At 50.3% G+C, this 14,932-nt stretch carries 16 protein-coding genes and 1 pseudogene; 6 read left to right on the top strand and 11 right to left on the bottom strand.

The features are described 5' to 3' along the window. From tnpC to CUN67_RS29905, 3 genes are all read right to left on the bottom strand, one after another. Positions 1-1,182: IS66 family transposase (gene tnpC, locus CUN67_RS29895; RefSeq protein WP_208719331.1), on the bottom strand; the 1,182-nt coding region annotated here is incomplete at its 3' end. Between the two features lie 39 nt (positions 1,183-1,221). After that, positions 1,222-1,569, bottom strand: coding sequence for an IS66 family insertion sequence element accessory protein TnpB (tnpB, locus tag CUN67_RS29900; RefSeq protein WP_208719333.1), 348 nt, complete (start codon positions 1,567-1,569; stop codon positions 1,222-1,224). Then, entirely contained in the window at positions 1,566-1,958 is a 393-nt protein-coding gene (locus tag CUN67_RS29905) for a transposase (RefSeq protein ID WP_208719335.1), read from the bottom strand. Before CUN67_RS29905 ends, tnpB begins: the two co-directional genes overlap by 4 nt. A 197-nt stretch (positions 1,959-2,155) precedes the next feature. Here CUN67_RS29905 and CUN67_RS29910 point away from each other — a divergent pair, with 197 nt between their 5' ends. Further along, on the top strand, positions 2,156-2,650 hold the full coding sequence (locus CUN67_RS29910) for a hypothetical protein (RefSeq protein ID WP_208719337.1): 495 nt from the start codon (positions 2,156-2,158) through the stop codon (positions 2,648-2,650). Between the two features lie 447 nt (positions 2,651-3,097). On the opposite strand, the gene CUN67_RS29915 is transcribed toward CUN67_RS29910, so the two are convergent. Then, a complete protein-coding gene (locus CUN67_RS29915; protein WP_208719339.1) occupies positions 3,098-4,408 on the bottom strand; it encodes an McrC family protein in 1,311 nt (436 codons plus the stop codon). Next, positions 4,408-7,035: an AAA family ATPase gene (locus CUN67_RS29920; protein WP_208719341.1), complete on the bottom strand. Its 2,628-nt coding sequence runs from the start codon at positions 7,033-7,035 to the stop codon at positions 4,408-4,410. The genes CUN67_RS29915 and CUN67_RS29920 overlap by 1 nt, the downstream gene beginning before the upstream one ends. Before the next feature lie 321 nt (positions 7,036-7,356). On the opposite strand from CUN67_RS29920, the pseudogene CUN67_RS29925 reads away from it, so the two are divergent. Continuing rightward, a pseudogene (locus tag CUN67_RS29925) lies at positions 7,357-7,557 on the top strand (IS66 family transposase); the annotation flags it as partial. 175 nt (positions 7,558-7,732) lie between these two features. Here CUN67_RS29925 and CUN67_RS29930 read toward each other — a convergent pair. The 4 genes from CUN67_RS29930 to CUN67_RS29945 all read right to left on the bottom strand — a co-directional run bounded on the left by CUN67_RS29930 (position 7,733) and on the right by CUN67_RS29945 (position 9,878). After that, entirely contained in the window at positions 7,733-8,149 is a 417-nt protein-coding gene (locus CUN67_RS29930) for a type II toxin-antitoxin system YafO family toxin (protein ID WP_208719343.1), read from the bottom strand. Beyond that, on the bottom strand, positions 8,140-8,667 hold the full coding sequence (locus tag CUN67_RS29935; protein WP_254711468.1) for a hypothetical protein: 528 nt from the start codon (positions 8,665-8,667) through the stop codon (positions 8,140-8,142). Before CUN67_RS29935 ends, CUN67_RS29930 begins: the two co-directional genes overlap by 10 nt. A gap of 212 nt (positions 8,668-8,879) precedes the next feature. After that, positions 8,880-9,230, bottom strand: a complete 351-nt coding sequence (locus tag CUN67_RS29940) for a hypothetical protein (protein WP_208719347.1) — start codon at positions 9,228-9,230, stop codon at positions 8,880-8,882. A 468-nt stretch (positions 9,231-9,698) separates the two neighbouring features. Beyond that, complete coding sequence (locus CUN67_RS29945; RefSeq protein ID WP_208719349.1) at positions 9,699-9,878, bottom strand: hypothetical protein; 180 nt, start codon at positions 9,876-9,878, stop codon at positions 9,699-9,701. A gap of 858 nt (positions 9,879-10,736) precedes the next feature. On the opposite strand from CUN67_RS29945, the gene ssb reads away from it, so the two are divergent. Next, positions 10,737-11,291, top strand: a complete 555-nt coding sequence (gene ssb / locus CUN67_RS29950) for a single-stranded DNA-binding protein (RefSeq protein WP_208719351.1) — start codon at positions 10,737-10,739, stop codon at positions 11,289-11,291. Between the two features lie 101 nt (positions 11,292-11,392). Then, positions 11,393-13,321, top strand: coding sequence for a ParB/RepB/Spo0J family partition protein (locus tag CUN67_RS29955; RefSeq protein WP_208719353.1), 1,929 nt, complete (start codon positions 11,393-11,395; stop codon positions 13,319-13,321). 206 nt (positions 13,322-13,527) lie between these two features. Here CUN67_RS29955 and CUN67_RS29960 read toward each other — a convergent pair whose 3' ends face one another. Further along, positions 13,528-13,845, bottom strand: a complete 318-nt coding sequence (locus CUN67_RS29960) for a helix-turn-helix domain-containing protein (RefSeq protein WP_208719355.1) — start codon at positions 13,843-13,845, stop codon at positions 13,528-13,530. A gap of 102 nt (positions 13,846-13,947) precedes the next feature. Between CUN67_RS29960 and CUN67_RS29965 the strand changes: the two genes are divergently transcribed. Continuing rightward, on the top strand, positions 13,948-14,280 hold the full coding sequence (locus CUN67_RS29965) for a helix-turn-helix domain-containing protein (protein ID WP_208719357.1): 333 nt from the start codon (positions 13,948-13,950) through the stop codon (positions 14,278-14,280). Then, the gene (locus tag CUN67_RS29970; protein ID WP_208719359.1) at positions 14,237-14,557 is read left to right on the top strand and encodes a transposase; all 321 of its coding nucleotides are present in this window, start codon (positions 14,237-14,239) and stop codon (positions 14,555-14,557) included. The genes CUN67_RS29965 and CUN67_RS29970 overlap by 44 nt, the downstream gene beginning before the upstream one ends. 164 nt (positions 14,558-14,721) lie before the next feature. Here the strand turns inward: CUN67_RS29970 and CUN67_RS30305 are convergent. Next, a partial coding sequence (locus CUN67_RS30305; RefSeq protein WP_217621313.1) for a hypothetical protein occupies positions 14,722-14,932 on the bottom strand: 211 nt, incomplete at its 5' end.

Here is a 14,932-nt window from a genome sequence, read left to right on the forward strand (position 1 = left end):
CAGCCACCCTTCCAGCGCGTTCAGCAGCGGCACCGTTTTTTCCTGGCGCACGGCCAGTCGTTCCGATGCGCTTTTGCCCCGGATACCGGCTTCAACAGCGTACAGTTCCCCGATGCGGTGCAGCGCTTCGGTCGTCACCTCCGACGGCGTCCTGATGTGCACGTCGTGGATTTTACGCCGTGCGTGCGCCCAGCAGGCCGCTTCCTTTATATGGCCTTCGCGGTACAGCTCGTTGAACCCGGCGTACGCGTCCGCCTGCAGCACCCCGCTGAACCCCGCAAGGTGCGACTGCGGGTGCATCCCTTTGCGGTCCGGCGAGTACGCGAACCACACCGCCGGGGCCATCACCGAACCTGCATTGCGGTCATCACGCACGTAGGTCCACAGCCGGCCCGTTTTCGTTTTGCCATTGCCCGGCAGCAGCACCGGCACCGGCGTGTCGTCGGCATGCAGCTTGCCGTCCGTCAGAACGTAGCGCTGAAGGGCTTCGTCCAGCGGTGACAGTAGCTGACAGCACGCGTCCACCCAGCCCGACAACAGCGAACGGCTGAGCGTCACACCCTGCCGCTCATAGATATCTGACTGCCGGTTCAGCGGCGTGTGCTCCGCGTACTTTGACGTCAGCACCCGCGCCAGCAGCCCCGGCCCGGCGATGCCGCGCTCGATGGGGCGCGACGGCGCAGCCGCCTGCACGATGCGGTCACACTTTCTGCAGGCGTGCTTTTCCCGCACGGTGCGGATAACGCGGAACGCGCTGCGCATCAGCTCCAGCTGCTCTGCCGCGTCCTCGCCCAGGTACGACAACGCGCCGCCGCAGTCGGGGCAGCAGACTTCCGTCGGTTTAAGCCGGTTTTCCTCGCGCGGCAGGGACTCAGGGAACGGTTTGCGCGTGCGGGTCTGGCGCAACGGGCGCGGCACCGGAGGGTCGTCCACCCGACCGGTGCGCTCGTCGCTGTCTTTCTGCATGGCGGTGAGCTGTGCTTCTATCTGTGCGATGCGCTTCGCTACCTTTTCAGAGCGACTGCCGAAGTTTATGCGCCTGAGCTTATCCAGCTGCGCCTGCAGGTAGTCAACCTCACGCTCGCGTGAGGCCAGCTTCGCCTCAAGGGCAAGTATCTGCGCCTGCTGTTCGGCCAGGCGCTGTTTAAGAAGGGCGATGTCGTCGGGAAGAGGTTCGTTCATGGCGGGCATGCTACCAGGTTGCCCGCAGGGTGACCAGGATTACAGCAGCGTGAGGGGCGACAGCAGGCGCTTTGGCTGGCGCCAGTCGATGCCCTCCAGCAGCATGGCCAGTTGAGCGGGCGTGAGGAACACTTTGCCGTCGCGGGCCGATGGCCAGGCGAAGCGGCCGCGCTCCAGCCTTTTTGTCAGCAGACACAGGCCGTCACCGGTGGACCAGAGCAGTTTGACCTGGCTGCCCGAGCGGCCCCGGAAGATAAAGACATGGCCTGACATCGGATCATCTCTGAGTGCGGTCTGGACCTTTGCGCCCAGGCCGTTGAAGCCGTTGCGCATGTCGGTGATGCCCGCGACCAGCCAGATTTTCGTGCCGGACGGCAGGCCGATCACGTTGCGTTTCCTTTCATCATTTCACGCATCACAAGACTGAGCAGTTCATCCGTGGGGTGAAACAGGGTGAGTTCGCCATGTCGGAGTCGGATATGGCAGGTCGTGACGGCAGATTCTGCGGGAGCGGCAGGTTCCGGAAGTGGCGCGATCTGCACGGGCAAAAGTATGGGCGCGGGAGTCTTAATATATGTTTTACGCGGTCGGGATACGCGGCCTTCACGCTGCCAGAGCCTCAGCCATTTAAAGAGAAGATTATGATTAAAGCCGTACTCGCGCGCGATGGCGGCGATATTCGCGCCCGGAAGCTGAGCAAGCTCAACCATGCGGAGCTTAAACTCGGTGGAGAAAACATTGCGGGGCGCACTGCGCCAGTCCGGGGTGTCCTGCATTAACAGATATCCGTCTGTGAGTTAGAAGGATATCTAATTTATAGGTCAGAGGTCGGTTAATGGAGACGGTTCTGGCTGGACGCTTACGATTTGAACGCCGCTCTTCACTGTTTATCGTGCCTAAACATGTTCAGCGGGCAGCCAGGTACCGGCAATTATTCACGACAAGCCTTACCAATAGCGAAAGGAACAATAGAATGAAGATGGATGAGATTATCCGCTTTTGCGGAGATGTACGTACGGTGCTGGAAAACATGGAGAAGAGGGACCATTCCTGGAAGACCTCTTTTTATGTATCCACTTTCCCATCGGGCTGCTGCGGAGACACCTCCAAAATCCTTAACTATCTGCTGCATCAGCAGTTCGGGATTGCCCCGGAGGTTATTTCTGGAAAATATCATGAGTCCGAGCATGAAGGCATTCCCTGCGGTCTGTCAAACGGGAACTCACATGCATGGCTTATGGTAAATGACCATATTATTGATTTGACGGCAGATCAATTTCGCGACTGCGGTTACAATCATCCCGCCGTCATGATTACGACCGACTCTGCTTTCCATGATCTGTTTTCTGACAGAAGTGCCGGTTTACAACCCGCCCCCGGTCAGGAAGACACCCTTGCCCCGGAGCTTATGGCTACCGCATCCAAGATACAGGACGTGCTCCGCGAACGAGGCTGGAAGCGCGGGTGATGCTGTTGCCTGCGGCCACCATCTAAACTGAATTCCCTGGACGTCATACAACAACATGAACAACTCAATCTACAGTTCGTCCGGGGAAAACGTGGCCGGAAAGCTTTCTTATCGTGAAGTATGCGATTGGTGTAAATCATATCCCTCAGTTACACCACAAGCCAATCAGTTCTGACCGAAGGCCTACTGAAGAGAGACATCAGTGGCTCCTGATCCATAAAATCCCGAATGAATGTAGTCAAAACCTGAAGTGGATCAACCGAAGGATCTACATTACACCTTTTAAGCCATTCTGTGCACTTCCTGACACAGCTTCCTTCAGGTAGGGTACCCGTGGCACCGGATTGCATAAAAAGACTGTTTAGCCGAGTGAGGTTGAAATAATGGTCACTCATCACTTTTGCAACGGTATCAATGACGTTATTAGGTATTTGCAGCCTCAAGGTGTCATCCTGTCATCAATTTTTGCCCGGTGAGGTTTGGAAAATATTCTTGCCAGCTACCCGGAACCAATTGCTGGCTATCCAGACAAAAGGGAACGGCCCAGACCCTCAATGTATTCGAGTAGTGGAAGGGGGGTAATGACTGATTAAAAAATAAATGTTTGGGATAAATCAACATCATATGTCCCTGCCCATTTTGATACTTATGCCCATATGCAAACATCTGATAAAGATCGGATTGGGCGATGTTATATTTTTTATCTGTCTGCCAGGCGGTCTGATCAATGAGCTTCCATTTCGTATCCAGAGTCTGAGCACCATTCGACGTTCTCAGCAAAAGATCCGGTTTAAGCAGGAACATGGCTTGTGGCTGATGACTATTTCCTACCGTGTGCTCAAGCAGATATTGAGAGCGGGCTTGTGATACAAGTTGACTTCCTTTGCGTATATGCGACCTGAGAGAGACCCCAACGTATTTTTCGAACAGCTGTTCCATCGGGAACAGGAGCGATACACCTTTGTGATTGCCTTGCTGAAAATTCGGGTTCATTTTCTCAAGGATTAACTCACACCAGGGGCGCACGTCATTGTAGATCTGCATAAGCTTGCTAGTGTTCCAATGACGCAGTTCGCGTTGAGGATTTGTCTGTGAAGGGATCTCAGCCATATGATGTGAGAGCTCATTCGCCAGTCGCCAGTTTTCACTGTTCTTGCAAGTTGCCAACACATAGCTGAGTGCGGCTTTCAGTAGTCGATTTTCCAGACGGTCCGGGGAATAAACATCATGGCTGATATGGAACAGATGCTGACGTGCCGGAGATTGCAGTTGCTGGCGCTGGATTTGTAATTGACCACGTATAAAGCGGCTTTCTTCATCTACACGGCGATAGTCAAAACGCAACCCTCTGGTGATTAACATCTGTAACTCAGACAGGAACTGACTAAAAATCCATTCGTGTAAAGGAACATTCATCCACATTAGTTCTGCTGGGCCGACTACCCTTGGTCGAATATCTAATGCGGCCAGCAGCATGCGTTGCAGGACCATGCGCGTTTGCTGAGAGTTATCATGCCCAAAACTTGCCTTGGGTAAAATTTCAATCCCTTCGCCATCTGGGCTTTGCAGATATCCGACATAGCTGCCTAATTTCAGTGCGCGATAACCATCAGACAGTAAGAATGGTTCCTCACCTTTCCAGCCTGAGGTCACTTCCTGCAACCACTCTAATGTCGCAGGTTTTACTATTGCGCAGTCCGGAGATGATGTTGCGCGTTCATCTGTGGTCAGGCGAGCATACTCCCGCACTTGTATCATCAGCTGGAAGCTCCACCTTTAGGCATAATCCCCTGGTAAGATGCGGCATTCGAGAAAGCACTTTGATTAATCCGGTATCTGCGATCGCTCAATTGGCTCGAAATGGACTCGGGAAACAAACTGTCAATGGCGCGTTCGATATTGCCTGTCAGGATAAATCTGTTTTCAGGTGCTTTTTCGCTATCGTTTAGCACCCAACCAATGCGTTCCCAGTCTGCAAAAAAATACTCTTGCAGCAGTGGAATGATGCGTTTCTCAAAAATTTCAGCAGCCAGGTTGCACTTTTCATCCTCAGATTTAACATTCTTCAGCGGCCAGAAGTATGCATGTCCTAAGGTATGATCACGATCGAGTAAGATTTCTATGCGTTGATTCATTACTGTCAGCAATTCACCGACATTAACGCCAAATACAGATATATCTGACAGTAAATCAGGCTGGGGCATCAGTTCTATAAACTCGAAGCGGCGGCGTAATGCCAGATCAAGCTGGGCTAATGACTTGTCTGCTGTATTCATGGTGCCAATGACATACAGGTTGTCAGGCACCGAGAACAATTCTTTAGAATAAGGCAGGATGACTGTGCGCTCATCAGGACCTCCCTGCCGTTTGTCTGGTTCCAGCAACGTAATCAACTCCCCGAAGATACGGGAAATATTACCGCGGTTCACCTCATCAATAATCAAAATGTAATTCTGGCGTTTGCTTACGTTGTTCACTTCATGAAAAGAGGCAGGCGTGGGGATATGTTGTTTATCTAACTCAGCAATCAAAGAATGCCAGCTGATCCGATAGAGTGGATACAATGTCTGCTGAACCATTTTTGTGCTGCCATTAAGTGCAAGGATGTTTAGTTCAATATCCTTTAACACCCAATTTACCTTGCGCACATGCGCGTACTCTCCCGACTCTTCAGAGCCTTCGTCAAATGAATAACCTGAAGTAACAATTCCAACGGCCTGAACAGTTTCCGAATTTTTCAGACACAGTAGAACATCTCCAACTTTTACGTCATGTGAAAAGGCGTTAAGGGCATTGTGGTTGGGATTACTCAATGAGCTCCAGTATTCCTGCTGTTCCTGGGTCCTTTGCTCGAAGGTCTGAGATAAATCACCTGTGTCATTCCAGCCAATTCGTGCTTCACCTGCATCGATATAGCGATCACGCATTTCTTTTTCATGGGCACGGCCAATAGAGATTTTCCAGATATCTGGCACCTGGGAGAGCCCGATCTCTTTTGCTGTAACTGCCTTAGCAGCACGGTCGGCAATTTCTTTGAAGACACCTTTCTCGATCTTGTATTTTATTCCCTGATTTTCCTCTGCTACCTCAGCGCGGATCCCCTCAATGAAATCCTCATACGAAAAACTTTGATGGAAAGTGGTAAACGCGATACGTTTGTCTGCACACAATGTTTCGTATTTGTTTTTGACCTCTTGCCGATGCTGCTCCGCACTTAGATTCTGACTTTTCAAATCGCTATACCAGGAGGGTTCTGCCAGCAAAACTGCACGTTCCAGCGTAGAATAGGTTTTACCTGTTCCGGGGGGACCAAAAAGAATCTGATTCAGAGATGTGTGATTTTTTACATATTTCTCTTTATTTTCCATGGCAGGTAGATCCTTCGCTGGTGGGGTTGCATACCAATCACATAGTGTAATTAACTGCTCAAGGTTGCTAATTTCAACTGCCCATGCCGCATTTCCCTTAGCAAGGGAAGGGGCGTGTGATGACAGGTGGTGGTTGCGGCTCTTGTCGCTCTCATAGGCTACAAATCGGGCAAAGTCCGGGTGCGTAGGCTGCTCATCAACAAATAATTTAATTTTCCTTTTCTTTTCGGGGGGATTACCTGGATCAAATGCCAGCTCTCTCATTGCGTCAGTTTTATAAGCAATCAGATGTGTGGTTGACGATCGTGTATCAGGGAAACGGGTCCTTAAGTATTCATCTGCAATTGCCGAAGAGAAAGCACTGCTCTGATTCTCATACCAGGCTTCATACGATATTTCGTAATATGATTTTGACTGAGTAGTGTCCAGCCACGACAACAACTCCTGGTAGGATTGCCAGTTCTCTTTTGGCAGATCACGCCCTTTTTTCTTGAGCCAATGCTTCGTCTGAGCATCAACAGGGAAATACTTCTCCGGCGATAAATAAAACAAACATTCGGTGAGTTTGGCGAAACCGGTATGAGGTATCTTCAGAATTTTATTGAACAGATCACCATCGATTTTCCCCGCACGCATCTGATGAAACAATGCCCAAAGACTGGGTACCATATCGGCAGAGCGCTCTTTCTCATAAGGAAAGAGCCAGACTTTGAGTGGCTGTGCGTTTGGAACACCATTAAAATCGCCAGGTGCGGAGATTTGTAAACCCGCTTTTTTCAGCAGAGCGGCAAAGAGCTCAGTACGTTTGATCACGCCATATTTCATGAAGGTGGCAAAAAAAGTGAAAGGATCAATCACTTTCAGCGGTTCTCTGTCTCCATCAGAAAGTTCGTCCTCCAGACCGTTATCAACGCCTATTTCTCGTAGAATTTGGACCAATACTTGCTGTTTATTCTCGTAGTCAGCAATCCAGTTGCTGACGTTTTTAAATACTGGGATCCAGCTATACTCAGACACCGACGTTCTCCTCGATGAAGATTCTCCATTTGACGCTGCTGTATCATGGCTGTTTTTTTGAACAAACGTTTCTTCACAACAGCAGTAACCCTATCCCGTGTGAGTAAAGGACTTTGTTGATGCTTTCCTGGTGGGTAGGTTGTGCATGGAGGCCCTTTGAAAATCAATTTCCTGATTGACACAAAGTCGTGGTCCCATTGTTGCACATCTGCCAAAGTGGTGGGGAACATTCTTTTTGTGCAAATACCCAACACCTGGCTCATGATTTAGTCTGCTACAGGACCTCCGAGGGCTCATCAATACTATTCAGCTAGCAATACGGAACGTCGGTTGAAAACGAAGCCGCTTCTGAAATCGCTGGAAAGTTAGCTGTGTGAAAAGATGAAAACGCTCTCAAGGCACTCAGAGCTGGTGAAGGCATTTGCGTACGCACTGAACCAGTGGCGGTTGCTGACAAACTATGCAGATGGCGGTTGTGCAGCGGCGGATAATAACCTTGCCGAGAATGCCCTGCGACTGGTCTGACTGGCCGGTAAATTGAGGTGGTGAACTGCGGCCGTGGCGCGTCATGCTGCCAGCGGAATAACCCTCGCCGTCAACGCAATTCTCGCTGTACGCTTACGATTATCGAGTCTTTCATTGAGTTTTTGATTAGAGAGGGCTCTTCAACTCTTTACACGAGTCTGTTTCTGTTTATTTAAGAGGCGTGAAAGTCTTCTGCAATGTCTGAAAAATATTTAAGTAATCGAGTGTCTCTGGCAGGCATACGTTCGTGAGCTGGTGTTATCAGACCCATCAGTAAAAAACGGCCGTTCTCCCACATGTGTTCGGTATAGACGAGATAGTGATTAGAGGTTCGGTTGTAGTTTTCTTGTCTGGCGTTCCAGGTCAGTTGGAAGTGCAGATTGACGTGGATATGCTGAACGTTCGCATCAACCGCAAAGGGTGGAAAGTCAAAGGGTGCATCTCGACCAAGCAAGTTGGAAGGGGCACCAGTTGATTTATACGTGATGAACTCGGCTTTGAGTTGATATTCGAGGTCCGGGTAATCGGCAAACGTGGGCTGGAAAAATCCATCCCATGTAACCTGACTATATTCAGCCGTTAATGCCATTTAGCTGCGGCCTTGTTGCCTGTCTCCAGCAAGTGATTCATGGCTAAAAGGTTGACGCCAGAATCGCGCACATCGGTTGTGCGAGTGAGCTGGTCGATAAGACTGAGATAATTTTTGGTCGCAATGCTGACCATTTTGATAGCCTTAACAAACGCAAACTCAACGGAGTTTTTATCGTAAGACATGATTACATCTTTTTCAGGCAACATCAGAACAAAGGATTCAGCGATACCAGCAACATGGATCGTCTGGCTTTTGATTTCCTCAGCTGTTCTAACAGCGCCCCCAAAATCGTTGTCAGCATAATGGGAAAGTTCGGTGCGGCTGTCGCGCAGTTCTTCCGCCAGAACGTTGAGCGCAGCAGTTAGTTCCTTGATGTCGGTTTTGTTGACTTTGGTGCCCATCTCATAAACCCGCCCTACAATCGTAGGCTGACACACAACCGCTTTGGGTTGCGGCTGGAAACTGGCAAGTACCAGCGCCACTGCTGCCTGCAAATGCTGGATTTTAAATTTCACGATAGACTCCATAATCGCCATTTCTCGACGAGGCGCAGCATTCTACTACTGAATTTCACTATAAGCTAAAAAAAGTTGGTTGCAAATGCGACGTGTGTGGCAAAACACAAAAGACAAAAATGGGTGCTATACGCCCCGATTTTTATAGAGTATTTACTGGCGCTGAAAATTCGGCATCGTCGCCGAAGGGCTTCTCAATCAGATCCCCGGACTCAAAACTCATTGAGATCATAGCCTGACATCGTGGCACATCGTTCAAACGCTTCAAGGTAGGTTATCAGGCTGGTGCTTGTATCAAAGATGATTTGGGCAAAGTCTGCTGGCTGTATCAACCAAATCCCAGCGCTGCCGGTATGCAGGAAACGGTCAAACGAGAGGTCATCCGGAACATAGTCGGCTTGGATTCGCCCTTCATTAACATGATCGCGGCCAATAATCAGTGCTGTGATGAGTGCAGAATTATCCTCAAGAGAGTACGTGTTCAGGAATTCCTGAGTGTCCTCAGTACTTCTGAAAGGGAGTCTTGCCAGTACAGCGCGAATGAGCTGCTGAATGTCTGTCATTACTTTTACCTTGTTGTCCCACGGTTCGGAAAGCCGGACCGAACCTCTGAGAGTTCCGCGGATGAACCGGGAGGGGGGTGCGATTTAAAAACGAAATATACAGAACGCCCACACATTGGGCAGGATTTCAGTCATTGTGTCACCTCATTCAGGAATGAAGAGCACGATGAGTACCATTTGAACGGGATTTTTCCGGCGGAAGTCTAAATCAGTCAGCATGTTATCGCTACAATTATCAATGTGAAAAAACTATCATCCCCGCTTCCAGGATGGCTAATGCCTTCACCGCTATTCCAGAAGTCATGTACAGAAGGACAGGATTGCGAGTCTGGTTAAGTGTATGAACAAAAACAGTAAGGTGTCTACGCATCACATCAAGGCAAAAGGATGAAATGCTTCACAGTCTAATCTCAAAGAGCCAGCAGTGCGGGAACGATGAAAACGCTTTTTGAGCATTCAGGATGTTCTTCATTCAGCGTTTGGCAGGTGCTCTTCAGGTAGATTATTTTTGTCCACAGATATTCTGCAGACAGGTTTGTACTCAAGATCGGCTATCCTGTTCCTGACTGATTTTTTATCTTTTTTGATACCCCTTATCAGGGGTATGTTGCTAATTAAATCAGCAAGCATCTCAAGCAAATGATGCATCCTGCTATTCCTCAATTATGCCTTCAATAGGTGGGTATCAGCACACACCTTCTTGTTAGACCACGTCAGCCTCTGGCTAATCACCCGACCAGACTTAATTTGCCCAACGTGAAAGAATTGTTACGAGTTTATCTCACATGGAATCACTTATAAACAATGTTTAAATCAGTTTATTCAGTAAGTTAAGTATTAAAGTCAGGTGGCAATCTGGCGGTCAGGGTTTTATGGAAACGACCACAGTCCTTCATTCTGTACTGCAATCGTAAAAGTTTACGCATTACTTTTGTAGTCTGGCAGTGCTGGATCACCGATTGAGTGCTCGGTAGTAGAGCACTCCCGGAAATACAGCTGGTTTTCGTTTCCGACTGAACCCTGTCGACTGCAGCATCCGTCCCGGATGCGCTGCACCGTCGCGCCGTTGCCTGCGCTCCCTGCATCCCGGCGGTAACGCTGCCGGGCTGTAAGGAGCAACGCCGTTTCGCCCCCGCGCTCTCCGCCGTTGCGGCAGGTGCCTGCTCACTTCCCCCTCCCACATCGTTTATCCGTTCGAGTCCTTCTCGCCTGGGCTGAGACCAGCACAGTCACCGTGGCTGTCCAGGGTGAAATGCACGCGCTGAAAATATTTCCCGGCCATTTCGCAGGCTCCATTAGACCGAAAAATATTGTCCCCGCGCCCCGGACATCTGCCGTTGCCCGTGCCCGGTTACGCCTCTGCGGCGAAAGTTCTCAAACGGATGATGGCAGTACCGGGAGGACAAAGAAGCCGGTCCCTGCAAAACGTCAAAACCGCGGCTCCGGAAACTCAACGGATGATGGGGTTTTAAAGACAAAAACTCAGCTGATTTAAGGAGATTCATCATGGCAGAACGTGGCGTTAACAAAGTGATTCTGGTCGGTTTCCTCGGGCAGGACCCGGAGATGCATTACATACCGAACGGCGGAGCAGTGGCAAACCTGTCACTGGCAACCTCTGAGACCTGGCGGGATAAGCAGAACGGGGCGATCCGGGAGAAAACCGAATGGCACCGCGTGGCGGTGTTCGGAAAGCTGGCAGAGATTGCCGGGGAGTATCTGCGCAAAGGTGTGCAGGTCTATATCGAAGGCCAGCTGCGTACCCGTAGCTGGCAGGACAACAGCGGTGTGACCCGCTATGCCACTGAAATCATTGTTGGTCCGGGCGGTTCAATGCAGCTGCTGGGTGGGCGTCGTGAAGCAGAACGGCCATTGTCACAAGGATCTCAGACTGGTGAACAGTCTCAGGCCTCTGCACCTGTGGGCACCCCGCAAAAACCCGCAGGCACCGGAAAGAAACGTACCCGAAGCAAAAAGGAATCGCCGTCATCAGGCATGCTGCCACTGCCGCCGCAGGGGGAGTGGCCTTCACAGGATGAACTGGACGGCATTCCGTTCTGACAGATTCCGCTCTGCTCAGGCAGGGCGGGATAAGAAGCGCCCGGACAGAGCTGCCTCTCCGTCCGGGCCGGACAGTCATTAATCACAGTAAGGAATTAATTATGTCACTGGCGAAGTCTAAACCGGAAACAACCGTAAAATCCAGCCGCAGGAAAAGTCAGGATGCGGTCTCTGAAACGCTGGTTACGGCGCTTGATAATATTCAGATACGTTACGCCGCTTACTCGCAGCTGTTTGTTGGTGATATCAACTGCCGCCGCATACCGCACACTGATGAAGAAATTCGCGGATATGCCAGCAGTATTTCTGCGGTGGGTCTTCTGAATAACCTTATTGTTGTGGCATGTGATGACGGGCGTCTGGATGTGGTCGCCGGTGGTGGTCGCCTGAAAGCGATTGGCCTGCTGGTCGATGAAGGGAAAGTGAATCCTGAAGATCCCTGGATTGCCTATAAAGTCATTCCCCGCGAGCTGGCCCGTGCCGTTTCCCTGACGGAAAACGGTAAGCGTAAGGAGATGCATCCTTCGGAGCAGATTGCGGGGTTCCGTGGCCTTGTCGATGAAGGGAAAACACTGGCGCAGATTGCCGATCTGCTGGGATACAGCAGCCGTCATGTCCAGCGCATGCTGAAGCTTGCAGAACTTGCTCCGGCCATTCTTGAGGCGCTGGCGCAGGATACGATCACTACTGAACACTGTCAGGCGCTGGCGCTGGAAAATGACACCGACCGACAGATGCAGGTTTATGAAGCTGCCAGTCGGCAGAGCTGGAACGGTAAACCGGAGGTCCGTGTGATCCGGGCGATCATCACGGACAGTGAAGTCAGTACCGACTGTGACAAGTTTCGCTTTGCAGGTAAAGACGCGTTCAGCCCGCATGAAATCCGTACCGATCTGTTCAGCGACGAGCAGGGTGGTTATGTTGATGCGCTGGCACTCGATACGGCTGTGCTGGAGAAGTTACAGATTATCGCAGAAGGAATCTGTGAGGCGGAGGGCTGGGCGTGGAATTCAGCACGCATGAATGCCGTTAGCTCTTATGGTGATGACGCAAAATCTTACCGCATGCAGGTTCCTCTGGAAGCCGCATTGACTCCTGATGAGCGGCTGCGTATTGATGAATTACAGATGATGGATGATGAAACTGGCAATGATGCAGTTGAAGCCGAAATCGCATCAATTAAGTGTGCGGCAAAAATCAGAGGATGGACGGCAGAGCAGAAAGCAGAATGTGGTGTTGTGGTTTCCTGGCATTACGGTGAAATACGTGTTCAGCGGGGTATGATGAAATGCGAGCAGGAAGACATCGAAGAACAAAAAATCAGACAACTCAGTCAGCGTGATCCCGAAAATACGGTAAGCGCGTCGTTGCTGACGAAGATGTCCTCTGAACGCACCCTTGCGGTCCAGGCTGCACTTATGCAGCAGCCTGAGCGGGCTATTCCCCTGCTGGCATGGACGCTCTGTTCAGGCATTTTTGCAGGCGGAACTTATAGTAATCCGTTCAAAATAAATCTCGAATGTGGTCACGCGGCACTGACGGCATCAGCGCCAACAGGCAAAAATGGCATCGCCTGGCAGGCGCTGATGGCAGAACATACACGTCTGGCCGCCCTGCTGCCGGAAGGGTGGGAACGGGATTGCACCACCTTCTTTTCGCTCCCGGACAGCGATCTGCTTTCCCTCCTCAGCCTGTGTACAGCATTCAGCCTTAACGGGGTGCAGAACTGTACCGGACGTAGCACGCTGGATGCTCTTGAAACGGCAATCGGGTTTCATCTGCGTGACTGGTGGCATCCGACCAAAGAGAACTTCTTCAGCCATATGCCTAAGTCACAGATTGCAGCGGCTCTCAGTGATGCTGAATTGCCAGATGCTGCCTGTGAGGTGGTCAAAATGAAGAAAGGGGATGCGGCAGAGCATGCGGAGAGCCTTATGGCCGGTAATCGCTGGGTTCCTGGCTGGATGAAGTCACCTGATTCGACTGCGAAGGAAGAGGAAACCGGGGCTGAGATGGCAGGCACCGGCTGATAACGGAAACCGCCCCGTAAAACGGGGCGGTTCAGAAAGGGCAGAGCAGGGTTCAAATGCCAGTGAAGGTGGAATGAACAACTGTGCTGCCAGGAGACGAGTGATCGAATACTCAGGTGCTTATTGCATGCTGAATTTACTTTTGATGTGTTATAAGCGTCGAAGATGCAGGTTCAGAATCCTCTTCCCAGCCAGATATCTCCCTTTTAATCATTCTCAAGCGATTTCAGAAGAACATCCTGTTTCTTATGTGAGAGTTCCGAAAATAAAAGGATCATTTTTGCCATGTTGTCATCTGCAGCATAGAAGTAGGCGAGGGGAACATTTAAAACTTCTGCCAACCGGGAAGCGATTGTCAGATTGGCTTCGTGTACACCATTCTCATACCGATTGATACGTGTACTGGCGACGAATTCATCTATCCCGGCAGTAATACCGAGGCTCTTTTGAGACAGTCCCCGACGCAAGCGGGCATCTTTGAGTCGCCGACTGAAAATATCGTTGTGGGAAGATTGTGTTTTCATAACTACGATATTCGTAGTTTTTTCTTGAACCAGATACTACGAATAACGTAGTATCTGGTGTTGAATATTCCATCAGATTCTGACTGAAATGAAGGAAGTCGTATGAAAAAGGACTGGCATCCAGCAGATATCATCGCTGGCTTAAGAAAGAAGGGGACATCCATGGCGGCGATATCAAGGGAAGCGGGGTTAGCGCCCTCCACCCTGGCAAATGTGTTGAAACGTCCCTGGCCGAAAGGAGAATTTCTTTTGGCTGAAGCATTGGGCATTCATCCGTCGAAAATCTGGCCCAGTCGCTACTTTGATGCAAAAGGTAAGAAGATTGACCGAAGCGTGCGGGTCAGACAGAAATTCCTGCCCGGTAAATTCAAGCCTGCCGTCCCTGGATTGGTTGATAGTATATCTCAAACGGGGAAGTCCGAAAGCTTCGGATAAAGGATGTTGCTGCGCTCCTCTTTTATGCCCCTATGACAGAGACAGTGGAAAGTTTCGCGGTAAAAGGGCTATCTGGGGCGGCAGATCAGGTCTGCGCGCAACATTGTACATGGCGATGCTTTCAGCGGTTCGATACTATCCTCAGATTAAAGACTGCTACACGTCGCTTATTGCACGTGGAAAACCTAAAAAAGTAGCTATAACAGCCTGCATCAGAAAATTTATTACGATACTGAATGCTATGTTCCGTGATCAAAAGGGGTGGATATATAGCTGAAGAGTTAATTCACGACTCCGGATGAGGTAGAAGAAAAGTATTCAGGTTAAACCCGAACGATTTAATGGTCCGCTTTGTGCCAGATATAGTCATTCACACCCTGAGAGTTACACTTTTAAGTGATTCAGGGTATGCGCTTATTGGTTACGAATATTGTGCCAGAATCATGTGATTTGATGATTGCCGCTTTGCTTTCGAGCCAGTAAGTGCTCCACGTTCGCTAACGAATACTCAGGGCATGCAGAAAAACTGCTGACTATATTTCTTTCGAAGAGCGTGGAATGCATACCAATCCCCGATAAAAGGAGTTGGTGATGACTGCGAAAGATCAGTTTGCTGCTCATGTTGGTCTGGACTGGGCGGATAAAAAACATG

Source organism: Pantoea cypripedii (assembly GCF_011395035.1).
Classification (GTDB): domain Bacteria; phylum Pseudomonadota; class Gammaproteobacteria; order Enterobacterales; family Enterobacteriaceae; genus Pantoea; species Pantoea cypripedii_A.